Genomic DNA, 15,674 nt, shown 5'->3' with positions numbered 1-15,674 from the left:
GGAGGAAAGAGTATGAGCAATGGATTCAGAGTATTTACTCAGCGTCATCTTCCGGACCCGGAGCTGATTGCTGCATTTAAAGCTATCCCGGCCGCGAATATTGCCGACTGCATGGGAAGACTCAGTGCGATGAACAGCACTATCCGTCGACTGTCTTTGCCATGTAAAGACAACATGGTTGGGGTGGCACTGACAGTGAAAGCCCGTGCCGGTGATAACTTAATGGTCCATAAGGCATTAAATATCCTGACACCGGGTGATGTGCTGGTGGTCTCCAATGATGGCGGTAATAGCCAGGCGCTGATGGGTGAAATCATGATTACGTATGCCCAAACGCGTAAGGCCTGCGGGATCGTTCTGGATGGTCCTGTGCGTGATTTATACAGTATTCAGGCGATGGAATTTCCGGTTTACGCGACGGGAAGTACGCCTGCGGGTCCTTTTAAGGACGGACCGGGGGAGATTAATGTGCCGATATCCTGCGGCGGTATGTCGGTAATGCCGGGGGATATCATTGTCGGCGATGGTGATGGCGTAATTGTTATTGCCCGACAAGATGCGCGAGCACTTCTGGCAGAAGCTGAAAAATATCAGCTTTTTGACAGTAAAAAATTGCTGGCAACCCGGGCGGGTAACGCTGACCGCAGTTGGGTGGACAGGGAGCTCGCCAGTAAGCAATGTGAAATTATTGAAGATATCTGGCGTTAACGGTTGTTGCTGTAAAGGAAACGTCTCCTTATTGAGTGACGATAAGAATAAATACGTCTGGTCGTTTAAGAACGTGAGTCAATAGAATTATTGACGTTATCTGGCAACGGTTTAATTACGGCTGCGTATTTCCCCTGCAACCAATTCTGAAATTGGTATTTTTAAAAATAAATATCACAGGGTAATATTATGAAAAGGAATATTGTATTAAGCCTCTTTTTATTCACGACAGCATTTTCTTCGACTGCGGTCATGCTTGATTTCAGGCATGAGTATCTCGACGATAATAAAGTTCACCGTGACAGGATTCAGGTTTCGCATCGGTTTGCGAATGGTGTGGGATTCTTTGTTGAAGGGAAATTTAAATCGGGTGGAGATTCAACGGATAAACCGTTTTCAGATATTGTCGACAACGGTAGCGAATACTCGCTTAATTACACGTACAAACTGACTCCGGTAATCGATTTACAACCCGGAGTAGAGTTCGAAACCACGTCGTCTAAAACAATCTATAAACCGTACTTACGCGGTTGGTATAACTTTGATTCGGGGTTCTATCTTTCCGCACGGTATCGTTATGAGTATGCGCGGGATACCAGCGCGGGCAAAGATGACGAACATATTAACCGAGGCGATATCTGGCTGGGATATCGGTGGAACACGCTCACCTTTGAAACCAATTACGTCTATAAGCACAGCGACGCAATCAAGTATGATAATAAGAAAGAGGATTATGAATATAATGGCCGAATTGCATGGAAAGCCTCTGCGCAATGGACGCCCTATGTCGAGGTGGGAAATGTTGCGGTATCCCCGATACGAGACGATCGCGAAAGTCGATATCGTTTAGGGCTGCAATATACATTCTGATGTAGGTGACACGACCCAAAAAAAGGCCGCTTTCGCGGCCTTTTTCAGATTTTAAACCCGTTACTTCGCTTTGTTTTCCAGGTTTTCGACCTGGGGCAAACCTGTTGCTGAAGAGGCTGAAAGCAGGCCGGACTGTGCATAGCCAAACAGCTTCTCGCGGGTATCGGTGATGTCCAGGTTACGCATGGTCAGTTGCCCAATACGATCGTCTGGTGAGAACACGGAGTCACCTTTTTCCATGGTCAGACGTTCTGGCTTGTAGGTCAGGTTGTCGGACACGGTATTCAGGATCGAGTAGTCGTTGCCGCGACGCAGTTCCAGAGTCACTTCACCGGTAATCTGGCTGGCGACCCAACGCTGCAGACCATCACGCAGCATCAGTGCCTGAGAGTCGAACCAACGGCCCTGATACAGCAGGCGGCCCAGTTGACGACCGTGGGCGTGATACTGCTCGATGGTATCTTCGTTGTGAATACCCGTCAGCAGACGCTCGTAGGCGATATGCAGCAGCGCCATTCCCGGGGCTTCGTAAATACCACGACTTTTGGCTTCGATTATACGGTTTTCAATCTGGTCACTCATCCCCAGACCGTGACGTCCGCCGATACGGTTCGCTTCCAGCATCATTTCTACATCGTCACTGAAGGTTTTACCGTTCAGCGCGACCGGGTGGCCCTGTTCGAAACGCACGGTGACTTCTTCCGCCGCGATCTTCACGTTCTCATCCCAGAACTTCACGCCCATGATCGGGTTGACTATCTTGACGCTGGAGTTCAGGAATTCGAGGTCTTTGGCTTCGTGCGTCGCGCCGAGCATGTTGGAGTCCGTGGAGTAGGCTTTTTCGACGGACATTTTGTAGTCGAATCCACAGGCAATCATAAACTCGGACATCTCATGGCGACCGCCCAGCTCATCGATAAAGTCGGTATCCAGCCATGGTTTATAAATCTGCAATTCGGCGTTGGTCAGCAGGCCATAGCGATAGAAACGCTCGATGTCGTTTCCTTTATAGGTGCTGCCATCGCCCCAGATATTGACGCCATCTTCTTTCATCGCTGCAACCAGCATGGTGCCGGTGACTGCACGACCCAGCGGCGTAGTATTGAAATAGGTGAGCCCGCCGGTGGTGTTATGGAATGCACCACACTGAATCGCGGCGATACCTTCAGCAACCAGCTGTTTACGGCAGTCGATCAGGCGAGCGTTCTCTGCACCGTATTCCATTGCACGACGAGGGATCTCATCATAGTCCTCCTCGTCTGGTTGACCCAGGTTCGCAGTATATGCATATGGGACAGCCCCTTTTTGTCGCATCCACAGCAGTGCCGCGCTGGTGTCCAGGCCGCCGGAAAAAGCGATACCAATACGTTGACCTACCGGGAGATGCTTGAGAATCGTCGTCATAAAATAAAACCCTGCTTGATAGACTGATGGTGAGATCGGCTTTCTGCTCTCAGTGCATGTTTATGCAAAATAAATGAGTTTTCATTTAATCATCTTTTTACGGAGACAGGAAGAGTTTCGTGCTTTTTTCCACAAATAACGCTGACGACGACGTCTCAGGTTATGTCGTTAACAAGGTTGACACAATGGGGAGTTAATCAATATAATACGCGCAGATTTTACGTCCCGTCCTCGGTACCAAATCCCAACAGTATTTGCATCTTTTACCCAAAACGAGTAAAATTTGCCACGTTTCAGGCGCGGGGTGGAGCAGCCTGGTAGCTCGTCGGGCTCATAACCCGAAGGTCGTCGGTTCAAATCCGGCCCCCGCAACCACTTTCCCTAAGAGTTCTTTTTCAAATATACTGTGAAGACTATGGCCTTCGTAGCTGGATTTGAAAAAAATTCTTTCGGAAGGTTCTCCAGACCGCAGTTGCGGTTATAGGGTTCAGTTATCTAAAGCCCCGATTTATCGGGGTTTTTTGTTATCTGACTACAGAATAACTGGGCTTTAGGCCCTTTTTTTATGTCTTGGGGGTGGGCTTGTCCACATTAGAGCAAAAATTAACAGAGATGATTACAGCACCAGTTGAAGCCTTAGGTTATGAGCTGGTCGGCATCGAATTTATTCGCGGTCGCACATCCACACTGCGCATCTATATTGATAGTGAAGATGGCATCAATGTTGATGATTGTGCTGATGTGAGCCATCAGGTGAGCGCAGTACTGGACGTCGAAGATCCTATTACTGTGGCTTACAACCTGGAAGTCTCCTCACCGGGTCTCGACCGCCCAATGTTCACTGCTGAACACTATGTGCGTTTCCTGGGTGAAGAAGTTTCGCTGGTACTCCGCATGGCGGTACAGAACCGCCGTAAATGGCAGGGCGTTATCAAAGCGGTAGATGGTGAAATGATCACTGTCACAGTCGAAGGAAAAGATGAAGTGTTCGCGCTGAGTAATATCCAGAAGGCGAACCTGGTTCCCCACTTTTAACAGTCTGGATGAGGTGAAAAGCCCGCGATGAACAAAGAAATTTTGGCTGTTGTTGAAGCCGTATCCAATGAAAAGGCGCTGCCACGCGAGAAAATTTTTGAAGCGTTGGAAAGTGCGCTGGCTACAGCGACAAAGAAAAAATATGAACAAGAGATTGACGTTCGCGTAGAAATCGATCGTAAAAGCGGTGATTTTGACACTTTCCGTCGCTGGGTGATCGTGGAAGAAGTGACCCAGCCGACGAAAGAAATCACGCTGGAAGCCGCGCGTTATGAAGACGAAAGCCTGAACCTGGGCGATTACGTTGAAGATCAGATTGAATCTGTGACTTTTGACCGTATCACGACCCAGACGGCAAAACAGGTTATCGTGCAGAAGGTTCGTGAAGCTGAACGCGCGATGGTTGTCGATCAGTTCCGTGAACACGAAGGTGAAATCATCACCGGCGTGGTGAAGAAAGTGAACCGCGACAACATCTCTTTGGATCTGGGCAGCAATGCTGAAGCCGTGATCCTGCGTGAAGATATGCTGCCGCGTGAAAACTTCCGCCCAGGCGACCGTATTCGTGGTGTTCTCTACTCTGTTCGCCCGGAAGCACGCGGTGCACAACTGTTCGTCACCCGCTCCAAGCCGGAAATGCTGATCGAACTGTTCCGCATTGAAGTGCCGGAAATTGGCGAAGAAGTGATCGAAATTAAAGCTGCTGCTCGTGATCCTGGTTCTCGCGCGAAAATCGCAGTGAAAACCAACGACAAGCGAATCGACCCGGTCGGTGCGTGTGTCGGTATGCGCGGCGCGCGCGTTCAGGCGGTCTCGACCGAACTGGGCGGTGAGCGCATCGATATCGTCCTGTGGGATGATAACCCGGCGCAGTTCGTCATTAACGCTATGGCGCCTGCTGACGTTGCGTCTATCGTGGTGGATGAAGATAAACACACCATGGATATCGCCGTTGAAGCCGGTAACCTGGCGCAAGCAATTGGACGTAATGGTCAGAACGTCCGCCTGGCTTCGCAATTAAGCGGCTGGGAACTCAACGTGATGACCGTTGATGACCTCCAGGCTAAACATCAGGCTGAAGCACATGCCGCGATCGATACCTTCACCAAATATCTCGATATTGATGAAGAGTTCGCCACAGTTCTGGTTGAAGAAGGGTTCGCAACTCTGGAAGAATTGGCCTACGTGCCAATGAAAGAACTGCTGGAAATTGACGGCCTTGATGAGCCGACCGTTGAAGCACTGCGCGAGCGTGCTAAAAACGCACTGACCACTCTGGCACTGGCCCAGGAAGAAAGTCTCGGTGATAACAAGCCGGCTGACGATCTGCTGAATCTGGAAGGATTAGATCGCGATATGGCCTTCAAACTGGCTGCCCGTGGTGTTTGTACGCTGGAAGATCTCGCCGAACAGGGCATTGATGATCTGGCTGATATCGAAGGGTTGACCGACGAAAAAGCCGGTGAGCTGATTATGGCTGCCCGTAATATTTGCTGGTTCGGCGACGAAGCGTAATAAACTGTAGCAGGAAGGAACAGCATGACAGATGTAACCGTAAAAGCGCTGGCCGTAGAGATACAGACCTCCGTGGATCGCCTGGTACAGCAATTTGCTGATGCCGGTATCCCGAAGTCTGCTGATGACTCTGTGTCCGCACAAGAAAAACAGACTTTACTGGCGCACCTGAACCGTGAAAATGGTTCTGGCCCGGATAAGCTTACGCTGCAGCGTAAAACGCGTAGCACCCTGAATATTCCTGGTACCGGTGGAAAAAGCAAATCGGTACAAATCGAAGTCCGCAAGAAGCGCACCTTTGTGAAACGTGATCCGCAAGAGGCCGAACGCCTTGCTGCGGAAGAGCAAGCGCAGCGTGAAGCGGAAGAGCAAGCCCGTCGTGAGGCAGAAGAAATGGCCAAACGCGAGGCGCAACAAAAAGCTGACCGTGAGGCCGCAGAACAAGCTAAGCGTGACGCCGCTGATAAAGCGAAACGTGAAGCTGCGGAAAAAGACAAAGTGAGCAATCAACAGACTGACGATATGACCAAAACCGCCCAGGCCGAGAAAGCCCGCCGTGAGAATGAAGCTGCAGAGCTGAAGCGTAAAGCGGAAGAAGAAGCACGTCGCAAGCTTGAAGAAGAAGCGCGCCGCGTTGCGGAAGAAGCTCGCCGTATGGCGGAAGAGAACGCGGGCGTATGGGCCGAGCAGGAAAAAGTGGAAGAAGATAAGAGCGATTATCATGTCACCACTTCTCAGCACGCTCGCCAGGCCGAAGACGAAAACGATCGTGAAGTAGAAGGCGGTCGTGGCCGTGGTCGCAGCACGAAAGCAGCGCGTCCGGCGAAGAAAGGCAACAAACACGCTGAATCTAAAGCTGACCGTGAAGAAGCGCGTGCCGCGGTTCGCGGTGGTAAAGGCGGCAAACAGCGTAAAGGTTCCGCACTGCAGCAGGGCTTCCAGAAGCCAGCGCAGGCGGTTAACCGTGACGTTGTGATTGGCGAAACCATCACCGTTGGCGATCTGGCGAACAAGATGGCAGTTAAAGGCTCTCAGGTCATCAAAGCGATGATGAAGCTGGGCGCAATGGCGACCATCAACCAGGTGATCGACCAGGAAACCGCACAGCTGGTTGCCGAAGAGATGGGCCACAAAGTCATCCTGCGTCGTGAGAACGAGCTGGAAGAAGCGGTAATGAGCGACCGTGACACAGGTGCTGCGGCTGAACCGCGTGCGCCGGTTGTGACTATCATGGGTCACGTTGACCACGGTAAAACCTCTCTGCTGGACTACATTCGTTCAACGAAAGTGGCCTCTGGCGAAGCGGGCGGCATTACTCAGCACATCGGTGCTTACCACGTTGAAACCGACAACGGTATGATCACCTTCCTGGATACCCCGGGTCACGCCGCGTTTACCTCCATGCGTGCACGTGGTGCGCAGGCAACGGATATCGTGGTTCTGGTTGTGGCCGCTGACGATGGCGTGATGCCGCAGACCATCGAAGCTATCCAGCACGCGAAAGCGGCGGGTGTGCCGGTTGTGGTTGCAGTGAACAAAATCGATAAGCCGGAAGCCGATCCGGATCGCGTTAAAAACGAACTGTCCCAGTACGGCATCCTGCCGGAAGAGTGGGGCGGTGAGAGCCAGTTTGTGCACGTGTCTGCAAAAGCAGGTACCGGTATCGACGAGCTGCTGGATGCAATCCTGCTGCAGGCCGAAGTTCTGGAACTGAAAGCAGTACGTAAAGGGATGGCAAGCGGTGCGGTCATTGAATCCTTCCTGGATAAAGGTCGTGGTCCGGTTGCTACTGTACTGGTGCGTGAAGGTACGCTGCATAAAGGCGACATCGTACTGTGTGGCTTCGAATACGGTCGCGTTCGCGCGATGCGTAACGAACTGGGTCAGGAAGTGCTGGAAGCGGGTCCGTCCATTCCGGTGGAAATCCTGGGGCTGTCCGGTGTTCCGGCTGCCGGTGACGAAGTGACTGTCGTACGTGACGAGAAGAAAGCACGTGAAGTTGCGCTGTATCGCCAGGGCAAATTCCGTGAAGTGAAACTGGCTCGCCAGCAGAAATCTAAGCTCGAGAACATGTTCGCCAACATGACCGAAGGCGAAGTTCACGAAGTGAACATCGTGCTGAAGGCCGACGTTCAGGGTTCTGTGGAAGCGATCTCCGACTCCTTACTGAAACTGTCTACCGACGAAGTGAAAGTGAAGATCATCGGTTCTGGTGTCGGTGGTATCACCGAAACCGACGCGACCCTGGCCGCTGCGTCCAACGCGATTCTGGTGGGCTTCAACGTTCGTGCGGATGCCTCTGCACGTAAAGTGATTGAATCTGAAAGCCTGGATCTGCGCTACTACTCCGTCATCTATAACCTGATCGATGAAGTGAAAGCGGCGATGAGCGGTATGCTGTCTCCGGAACTGAAACAGCAGATCATCGGTCTGGCTGAAGTTCGTGATGTGTTTAAATCTCCGAAATTTGGTGCCATCGCAGGGTGTATGGTTACCGAAGGGACGATTAAGCGTCACAACCCAATCCGCGTACTGCGTGACAACGTGGTTATCTACGAAGGCGAGCTGGAATCCCTGCGCCGCTTCAAAGATGACGTTAACGAAGTCCGTAACGGTATGGAATGTGGTATCGGCGTGAAGAACTACAACGACGTTCGCGTTGGCGATATGATCGAAGTGTTCGAGATCATCGAGATTCAGCGTACCATCGCGTAATCTTCGTTATGCCCGGTGGCACTGCGTTTACCGGGCCTACGTCCGGGTTGTTGGCCTGATAAGCGTAGCGTCATCAGGCTTCAAAGCGCCACCCGGCAATAATTTTTAAAAGGGGCTCAAGGCCCCTTTTTTGTCTGGAGAATTTATTATGGCGAAAGAATTTGGTCGCCCGCAGCGCGTAGGACAGGAGATGCAAAAAGAGATCGCAATCATCCTGCAGCGCGAAATTAAAGACCCGCGTCTGGGCATGATGACCACCGTGTCGGGGGTCGAAATGTCCCGCGATCTGGCGTATGCCAAAGTGTATGTCACCTTCCTGAATGACAAAGATGAAAACGCGATTAAAGCGGGCATCAAAGCGTTACAGGAAGCGTCTGGCTTCATCCGTAGCCTGTTGGGTAAAGCGATGCGTCTGCGTATCGTGCCGGAACTGACCTTCTTCTACGATAACTCGCTGGTGGAAGGGATGCGGATGTCCAACCTGGTGACCAACGTGGTTAAACATGACGAAGAACGTCGTGTAAACCCGGACGACAGCAAGGAGGACTAATGAGTCGTCCTCGTCGTCGTGGTCGCGACATTCATGGTGTGCTGCTGCTGGATAAGCCGCAGGGCATGTCCAGCAATGATGTACTGCAAAAAGTAAAACGCATCTATAACGCCAACCGCGCCGGGCATACCGGGGCGCTGGATCCGCTAGCGACCGGTATGCTGCCGATTTGCCTCGGGGAAGCGACCAAGTTTTCGCAGTATCTGCTGGATTCCGACAAGCGTTATCGGGTGATTGCCCGTCTGGGGCAGCGTACAGACACCTCCGATGCCGATGGGCAAATTGTGCAGGAGCGTCCGGTCACCTTCACCCCTGAACAGCTGGCTGCCGCGCTGGACACGTTCCGCGGCGATATCGAACAGGTGCCGTCGATGTATTCGGCGCTGAAGTATCAGGGTAAAAAGCTGTACGAATACGCGCGTCAGGGCATTGAAGTGCCGCGCGAAGCCCGACCGATTACCGTTTACGAGCTGCTGTTTATCCGCCATGAAGGGGATGAACTGGAGCTGGAAGTGCACTGCTCGAAAGGCACCTATATTCGCACCATTATTGACGATCTGGGTGAGAAACTGGGATGCGGTGCGCACGTTATCTTCCTGCGTCGTCTGACGGTCAGCAAATATCCGGTGGATCGTATGGTCACGCTGGAACGTCTGCGTGAAATGGTCGAACAGGCGGAACTACAGGGGATTCCGGCAGCACAGTTGCTTGATTCGCTGCTGATGCCAATGGACAGTCCGGCTTCGGACTATCCTGTTGTTAATTTGCCGTTAACCTCTTCAGTTTACTTTAAGAACGGCAACCCCGTTCGCACGAACGGCGCGCCGCTGGAAGGGCTGGTTCGTGTTACGGAAGGTGATGACGGTAAATTTATCGGCATGGGTGAGATCGACGACGAAGGTCGCGTGGCTCCTCGCCGATTAGTGGTGGAGTATCCGGCGTAGCACGGGTTCGTCTTGCGATAAGAAGGCGCTACGAGTAGAATACTGCCGCTTAACGTTGCGTGAATTTTTTAACAGTTCGCACGGCGTACACTGGGAACGCTGAATTAGAGATCGGCGTCCTTTCATACTTAATACTTTGGAGTTTTAAAATGTCTCTAAGTACTGAAGCTACAGCTAAAATCGTTTCTGAGTTCGGTCGTGATGCAAACGACACCGGTTCTACCGATGTTCAGGTTGCTCTGTTGACTGCACAGATTAACCACCTGCAGGGCCACTTTGCAGAGCACAAAAAAGATCACCACAGCCGTCGTGGTCTGCTGCGCATGGTTTCTCAGCGTCGTAAACTGCTCGACTACCTGAAACGTAAAGATGTTGCACGCTACACCGCGCTGATCGAGCGTCTGGGTCTGCGTCGCTAATTCTTGCGAGTTTCGTAAAAGGGGGCCTTCATGGCCCCTTTTTTCAAGCAGATGGCAGCAATTCACTGGAAACTATTGTATTGTTGCTATGAATGATCTTCCGTTGCAGAGGTTCGCGCGGCTAATGAGAGGCTTTACCCAATATCGTATGGGTTAGGGTTGTCATTAGTCGCGAGGATGCGCAGAAGATCGGGTATTAACGGCGATTCAGTTTGTGTCGCCTAAAATTTGAAAGGATATTATTTTGCTTAATCCGATCGTTCGTAAATTCCAGTACGGTCAGCATACCGTTACGCTGGAAACCGGCATGATGGCCCGTCAGGCTACTGCCGCTGTTATGGTTAGCATGGACGACACTGCGGTATTCGTTACCGTTGTCGGCCAGAAAAAAGCGAAGCCGGGTCAGGACTTCTTCCCGCTGACCGTTAACTATCAGGAGCGTACCTACGCTGCTGGTCGTATCCCAGGTAGCTTCTTCCGTCGTGAAGGCCGTCCAAGCGAAGGCGAAACCCTGATCGCACGACTGATTGACCGCCCGGTTCGTCCGCTGTTCCCGGAAGGTTTCGTGAACGAAGTTCAGGTCATCGCGACCGTCGTTTCCGTTAACCCGCAGGTTAACCCGGATATCGTGGCGATGATCGGTGCCTCTGCTGCGCTGTCTCTGTCCGGTATTCCGTTCAACGGCCCAATCGGCGCGGCACGTGTGGGTTATATCAATGACCAGTACGTACTGAACCCGACTCAGGACGAGCTGAAAGAGAGCAAGCTGGATCTGGTGGTTGCCGGTACTGAAGCTGCCGTACTGATGGTTGAATCCGAAGCGGAACTGCTGAGCGAAGATCAAATGCTGGGCGCAGTGGTGTTCGGCCACGATCAGCAGCAGGTGGTTATCCAGGCGATCAACGATCTGGTGAAAGAAGCGGGTAAACCGCGTTGGGACTGGCAGCCGGAAGTCGTAGACGAAGCGCTGAACGCGCGCGTTGCTGCACTGGCTGAATCTCGCCTGAGCGATGCTTACCGTATCACCGACAAACAAGAGCGTTATGCTCAGGTTGACGTGATCAAATCTGAAACCATCGCGACTCTGGTTGCTGAAGACGAAACCCTGGACGCTAACGAACTGGGTGAAATCCTGCACGCGATCGAGAAAAATGTCGTGCGTAGCCGTGTACTGGCCGGTGAGCCGCGCATCGATGGTCGTGAAAAAGACATGATCCGTGGTCTGGACGTGCGCACTGGCGTACTGCCGCGTACTCACGGTTCTGCACTGTTCACCCGTGGTGAAACTCAGGCGCTGGTTACCGCAACGCTGGGAACCGCACGTGATGCACAGGTTCTTGACGAACTGATGGGCGAGCGCACGGACAACTTCCTGTTCCACTACAACTTCCCTCCGTACTCCGTAGGTGAAACCGGCATGGTCGGTTCTCCAAAGCGTCGTGAAATTGGTCACGGTCGTCTGGCGAAGCGCGGCGTGCTGGCTGTTATGCCGGAAGCTGACAAATTCCCGTACACCGTTCGCGTGGTGTCTGAAATCACCGAATCTAACGGTTCTTCTTCCATGGCTTCCGTGTGTGGCGCTTCCCTGGCCCTGATGGATGCAGGCGTGCCAATCAAAGCTGCTGTTGCGGGTATCGCAATGGGTCTGGTGAAAGAAGGCGACAACTTTGTCGTACTGTCTGACATCCTGGGCGACGAAGACCACCTTGGCGATATGGACTTCAAAGTAGCGGGTTCCCGCGACGGTATCTCTGCACTGCAGATGGATATCAAAATTGAAGGTATCACCAAAGAGATCATGCAGGTTGCACTGAACCAGGCTAAAGGTGCGCGTCTGCACATCCTGGGCGTGATGGAACAGGCGATCAACGCGCCGCGCGGCGACATCTCTCAGTTCGCTCCGCGTATCCACACCATCAAGATCAACCCGGACAAGATCAAAGACGTGATCGGTAAGGGCGGTTCTGTGATCCGTGCGCTGACCGAAGAAACCGGCACCACCATCGAAATCGAAGATGACGGTACTGTGAAGATCGCGGCGACCGACGGTGAGAAAGCGAAACACGCTATCCGTCGTATCGAAGAGATCACGGCAGAAATCGAAGTCGGTCGTATCTACAATGGTAAAGTGACCCGTATCGTTGACTTTGGCGCATTTGTTGCCATCGGCGGCGGTAAAGAAGGTCTGGTTCACATCTCTCAGATCGCGGATAAGCGCGTAGAGAAAGTGACCGATTACCTGCAGATGGGTCAGGAAGTACCGGTTAAAGTTCTGGAAGTCGATCGCCAGGGCCGTGTACGTTTGAGCATTAAAGAAGCAACTGAACAATCTCAGCCAGCGGCTGCACCGGAAGCTCCGGCTAGCCAGCAGGGCGAGTAAGGTTGCCATTTGCCCTCCGCGGTTGCGGAGGGCTTTTAACCTGGCAGGACGCCTTGTTAGCAACCGGGGAACAGGACGTTCAATTAATCGTTGTCTTCGGGAGTGGGAAATGACGCCTTTTTTGCGCTGGTGTTTCGTGGCAACAGCACTCACGCTGGCTGGATGCAGTAATTCCACCTGGCGTAAGAGTGAAGTCCTCGCAGTACCATTGCAACCGACTTTGCAGCAGGAAGTGATTCTGGCACGCATGGAACAAATTCTTGCCAGTCGGGCTTTAACCGATGACGAACGCGCACAGCTTTTATATGAGCGCGGAGTGTTGTATGATAGTCTCGGTCTGAGGGCATTAGCGCGAAATGATTTTTCACAAGCGTTGGCAATCCGACCCGATATGCCTGAAGTATTCAATTACTTAGGCATTTATTTAACGCAGGCAGGCAATTTTGATGCTGCCTATGAAGCGTTTGATTCTGTACTTGAGCTTGATCCAACTTACAACTACGCGCACTTAAATCGCGGTATCGCATTGTATTACGGCGGTCGCGACAAGTTAGCGCAAGATGATCTGCTGGCGTTTTATCAAGACGATCCCAATGATCCTTTCCGCAGCCTGTGGCTTTATCTCGCTGAGCAGAAGCTCGATGAGAAGCAGGCAAAAGTCGCGCTGAAACAGCGCTTCGAGAAATCGGATAAAGAACAATGGGGATGGAACATTGTCGAGTTCTACCTGGGCAACCTTAGCGAAGCATCGCTGATGGAAAAGCTCAAGGCGGACGCAACGGATAACACCTCGCTCGCTGAGCATCTCAGTGAAACCAACTTCTATTTAGGTAAGTACTACCTAAGTCTGGGGGATTTGGACAACGCTACGGCATTGTTCAAACTGGCGGTGGCTAACAACGTTCATAACTTTGTTGAGCACCGATATGCATTGTTGGAATTATCGCTCCTGGGCCAGGACCAAGATGACCTGGCAGAATCGGACCAGCAATAGCTGACGTACACATCAGCCCGTAATCTTTTTTGATTGCCATCACCTTCACGGGTGAGGGCGTTGTTGTTCGTTAATACACCTACTTTGAGCCGGTTCACACTTTTCAATGAAAATTGCAGATCAATTTCATGATGAGTTATGTAGACTGGCCGCCATTAATTTTGAGGCACACGTACTACATGGCTGAATTCGAAACCACTTTTGCAGATCTGGGCCTGAAGGCTCCTATCCTTGAAGCCCTTAACGATCTGGGTTACGAAAAACCATCACCGATCCAGTCTGAGTGTATTCCACACTTGCTGAACGGTCGTGACGTACTGGGCATGGCCCAGACCGGTAGCGGTAAAACTGCAGCGTTCTCCTTACCGCTGCTCAACAATCTTGATCCTGAGCTGAAAGCACCTCAAATCCTGGTGCTGGCACCGACCCGCGAACTGGCGGTTCAGGTTGCCGAAGCCATGACGGATTTCTCTAAACACATGCGCGGCGTGAACGTGGTTGCCCTGTACGGCGGCCAGCGTTATGACGTGCAGTTACGCGCCCTGCGTCAAGGGCCGCAGATCGTCGTCGGTACGCCGGGTCGTCTGCTGGATCACCTGAAACGCGGCACCCTGGACCTCTCTAAACTGAGCGGTCTGGTTCTGGATGAAGCTGACGAAATGCTGCGCATGGGCTTCATCGAAGACGTTGAAACCATCATGGCGCAGATCCCGGAAGGTCATCAGACCGCTCTGTTCTCTGCCACCATGCCGGAAGCGATTCGTCGCATTACCCGTCGCTTTATGAAAGAGCCGCAGGAAGTGCGCATTCAGTCCAGCGTCACTACCCGTCCGGACATCAGCCAGAGCTACTGGACTGTCTGGGGTATGCGTAAGAACGAAGCGCTAGTGCGTTTCCTGGAAGCGGAAGATTTTGATGCGGCGATTATCTTCGTTCGTACCAAAAACGCGACGCTGGAAGTGGCTGAAGCGCTGGAGCGTAGCGGCTATAACAGCGCCGCGCTGAATGGCGACATGAACCAGGCGCTGCGTGAGCAGACGCTGGAACGTCTGAAAGATGGTCGTCTGGATATCCTGATTGCTACCGACGTTGCGGCCCGTGGCCTGGACGTTGAGCGTATCAGCCTGGTGGTAAACTACGATATCCCGATGGATTCCGAGTCTTACGTTCACCGTATTGGCCGTACCGGTCGTGCGGGTCGTGCAGGTCGTGCGCTGCTGTTCGTTGAGAACCGCGAGCGTCGTCTGCTGCGTAACATCGAACGCACCATGAAGCTGACTATTCCGGAAGTTGAACTGCCGAACGCAGACCTGCTGGGCAAACGCCGTCTGGAAAAATTTGCGGCCAAAGTACAGCAACAGCTGGAAAGTAGCGATCTGGATCAGTACCGTGCGCTGCTGGCTAAACTGCAGCCGACAGCGGAAGACGAAGAGCTGGATATCGAAACGCTGGCTGCCGCTCTGCTGAAAATGGCACAGGGCGAACGTACTCTGATCGTTCCGCCAGATGCGCCGATGCGTCCGAAGCGTGAATTCCGCGATCGTGACGATCGTGGTCCGCGTGACCGTAACGATCGTGGCCCGCGTGGCGACCGTCCAGAACGCAGCGGTGAAGACCGTCCGCGTCGTGAACGTCGTGACGTTGGCGATATGCAACTGTACCGTATTGAAGTGGGTCGTGATGACGGCGTGGAAGTGCGTCATATCGTTGGTGCGATCGCCAACGAAGGCGACATCAGCAGCCGTTACATTGGTAACATCAAGCTGTTCGCATCGCACTCCACCATCGAACTGCCGAAAGGTATGCCGGGTGAAGTACTGCAGCACTTTACGCGTACCCGCATCCTTAACAAACCGATGAACATGCAGTTAGTGGGCGATGCACAGCCGCACACTGAACGTCGTGGCGGTGGTCGTAGCTTCGGCGGCGAACGTCGTGAAGGCGGTCGCGGTTTCGGCGGTGAGCGTCGTGAAGGCGGTCGTGGTGATGGTCGTCGTTTCAGCGGCGAACGTCGTGAAGGTAGTCGTGCGCCACGTCGTGAAGACGGTACCAGCCGTCGTCGTGACGCGTAAACCTTTCGTTTGCTGACGTAAAGTAATAGATACAGCCCCGATAAAATCATCGGGGCTTTTTTTATTTC

Annotated in this window: 13 protein-coding genes and 1 tRNA gene; 13 read left to right on the top strand and 1 reads right to left on the bottom strand. The window is 52.6% G+C overall.

The features are described 5' to 3' along the window. Positions 1–12: 12 nt before the first annotated feature. A complete protein-coding gene (locus tag GBC03_28050) occupies positions 13–708 on the top strand; it encodes an RraA family protein (GenBank protein ID QFS73791.1) in 696 nt (231 codons plus the stop codon). A gap of 189 nt (positions 709–897) precedes the next feature. Then, positions 898–1,578, top strand: coding sequence for a porin (locus tag GBC03_28045; GenBank protein QFS73790.1), 681 nt, complete (start codon positions 898–900; stop codon positions 1,576–1,578). Positions 1,579–1,638: 60 nt separating this feature from the next. Here GBC03_28045 and argG read toward each other — a convergent pair whose 3' ends face one another. Beyond that, entirely contained in the window at positions 1,639–2,982 is a 1,344-nt protein-coding gene (argG, locus tag GBC03_28040; protein QFS73789.1) for an argininosuccinate synthase, read from the bottom strand. A gap of 298 nt (positions 2,983–3,280) precedes the next feature. Here argG and GBC03_28035 point away from each other — a divergent pair. From GBC03_28035 to GBC03_27985, 11 genes are all read left to right on the top strand, one after another. Further along, a tRNA-Met gene (locus tag GBC03_28035) sits at positions 3,281–3,357 on the top strand. A 207-nt stretch (positions 3,358–3,564) separates the two neighbouring features. Then, positions 3,565–4,017: a ribosome maturation factor RimP gene (gene rimP, locus GBC03_28030; protein QFS73788.1), complete on the top strand. Its 453-nt coding sequence runs from the start codon at positions 3,565–3,567 to the stop codon at positions 4,015–4,017. Positions 4,018–4,044: 27 nt separating this feature from the next. After that, positions 4,045–5,532 (top strand): transcription termination/antitermination protein NusA, encoded by a 1,488-nt coding sequence (gene nusA / locus GBC03_28025; GenBank protein ID QFS73787.1) that lies wholly within the window; start codon positions 4,045–4,047, stop codon positions 5,530–5,532. 24 nt (positions 5,533–5,556) lie between these two features. After that, complete coding sequence (gene infB / locus GBC03_28020) at positions 5,557–8,247, top strand: translation initiation factor IF-2 (protein ID QFS73786.1); 2,691 nt, start codon at positions 5,557–5,559, stop codon at positions 8,245–8,247. Between the two features lie 148 nt (positions 8,248–8,395). Continuing rightward, entirely contained in the window at positions 8,396–8,797 is a 402-nt protein-coding gene (gene rbfA, locus GBC03_28015) for a 30S ribosome-binding factor RbfA (GenBank protein QFS73785.1), read from the top strand. Then, entirely contained in the window at positions 8,797–9,741 is a 945-nt protein-coding gene (gene truB / locus GBC03_28010; protein QFS73784.1) for a tRNA pseudouridine(55) synthase TruB, read from the top strand. The genes rbfA and truB overlap by 1 nt, the downstream gene beginning before the upstream one ends. A 149-nt stretch (positions 9,742–9,890) precedes the next feature. Beyond that, complete coding sequence (rpsO, locus tag GBC03_28005; protein QFS73783.1) at positions 9,891–10,160, top strand: 30S ribosomal protein S15; 270 nt, start codon at positions 9,891–9,893, stop codon at positions 10,158–10,160. Between the two features lie 244 nt (positions 10,161–10,404). Then, on the top strand, positions 10,405–12,540 hold the full coding sequence (gene pnp / locus GBC03_28000; GenBank protein ID QFS73782.1) for a polyribonucleotide nucleotidyltransferase: 2,136 nt from the start codon (positions 10,405–10,407) through the stop codon (positions 12,538–12,540). A gap of 109 nt (positions 12,541–12,649) precedes the next feature. After that, a complete protein-coding gene (nlpI, locus tag GBC03_27995; protein QFS73781.1) occupies positions 12,650–13,534 on the top strand; it encodes a lipoprotein NlpI in 885 nt (294 codons plus the stop codon). Positions 13,535–13,640: 106 nt separating this feature from the next. Then, positions 13,641–13,721, top strand: a complete 81-nt coding sequence (gene yrbN, locus GBC03_27990; protein ID QFS74151.1) for a protein YrbN — start codon at positions 13,641–13,643, stop codon at positions 13,719–13,721. Beyond that, the gene (locus GBC03_27985; protein QFS73780.1) at positions 13,714–15,606 is read left to right on the top strand and encodes a DEAD/DEAH family ATP-dependent RNA helicase; all 1,893 of its coding nucleotides are present in this window, start codon (positions 13,714–13,716) and stop codon (positions 15,604–15,606) included. Before yrbN ends, GBC03_27985 begins: the two co-directional genes overlap by 8 nt. Positions 15,607–15,674 lie beyond the last annotated feature (68 nt).

The sequence above is a fragment of the Citrobacter telavivensis genome, from assembly GCA_009363175.1.
Classification (GTDB): domain Bacteria; phylum Pseudomonadota; class Gammaproteobacteria; order Enterobacterales; family Enterobacteriaceae; genus Citrobacter_A; species Citrobacter_A telavivensis.
Note: the sequence above shows the minus strand (reverse complement) of the source record. Positions and strands in the feature narration are given on the sequence as shown.

Bases quoted from the DNA above. Each gene is read 5' to 3' on its own strand.
- GBC03_28050 (QFS73791.1), top strand. From the start codon at position 13: ATGAGCAATGGATTCAGAGTATTTACTCAGCGTCATCTTCCGGACCCG.
- GBC03_28045 (QFS73790.1), top strand. From the start codon at position 898: ATGAAAAGGAATATTGTATTAAGCCTCTTTTTATTCACGACAGCATTT.
- argG (QFS73789.1), bottom strand. From the start codon at position 2,982: ATGACGACGATTCTCAAGCATCTCCCGGTAGGTCAACGTATTGGTATC.
- nusA (QFS73787.1), top strand. From the start codon at position 4,045: ATGAACAAAGAAATTTTGGCTGTTGTTGAAGCCGTATCCAATGAAAAG.
- infB (QFS73786.1), top strand. From the start codon at position 5,557: ATGACAGATGTAACCGTAAAAGCGCTGGCCGTAGAGATACAGACCTCC.
- rbfA (QFS73785.1), top strand. From the start codon at position 8,396: ATGGCGAAAGAATTTGGTCGCCCGCAGCGCGTAGGACAGGAGATGCAA.
- truB (QFS73784.1), top strand. From the start codon at position 8,797: ATGAGTCGTCCTCGTCGTCGTGGTCGCGACATTCATGGTGTGCTGCTG.
- rpsO (QFS73783.1), top strand. From the start codon at position 9,891: ATGTCTCTAAGTACTGAAGCTACAGCTAAAATCGTTTCTGAGTTCGGT.
- nlpI (QFS73781.1), top strand. From the start codon at position 12,650: ATGACGCCTTTTTTGCGCTGGTGTTTCGTGGCAACAGCACTCACGCTG.
- yrbN (QFS74151.1), top strand. From the start codon at position 13,641: ATGAAAATTGCAGATCAATTTCATGATGAGTTATGTAGACTGGCCGCC.
- GBC03_27985 (QFS73780.1), top strand. From the start codon at position 13,714: ATGGCTGAATTCGAAACCACTTTTGCAGATCTGGGCCTGAAGGCTCCT.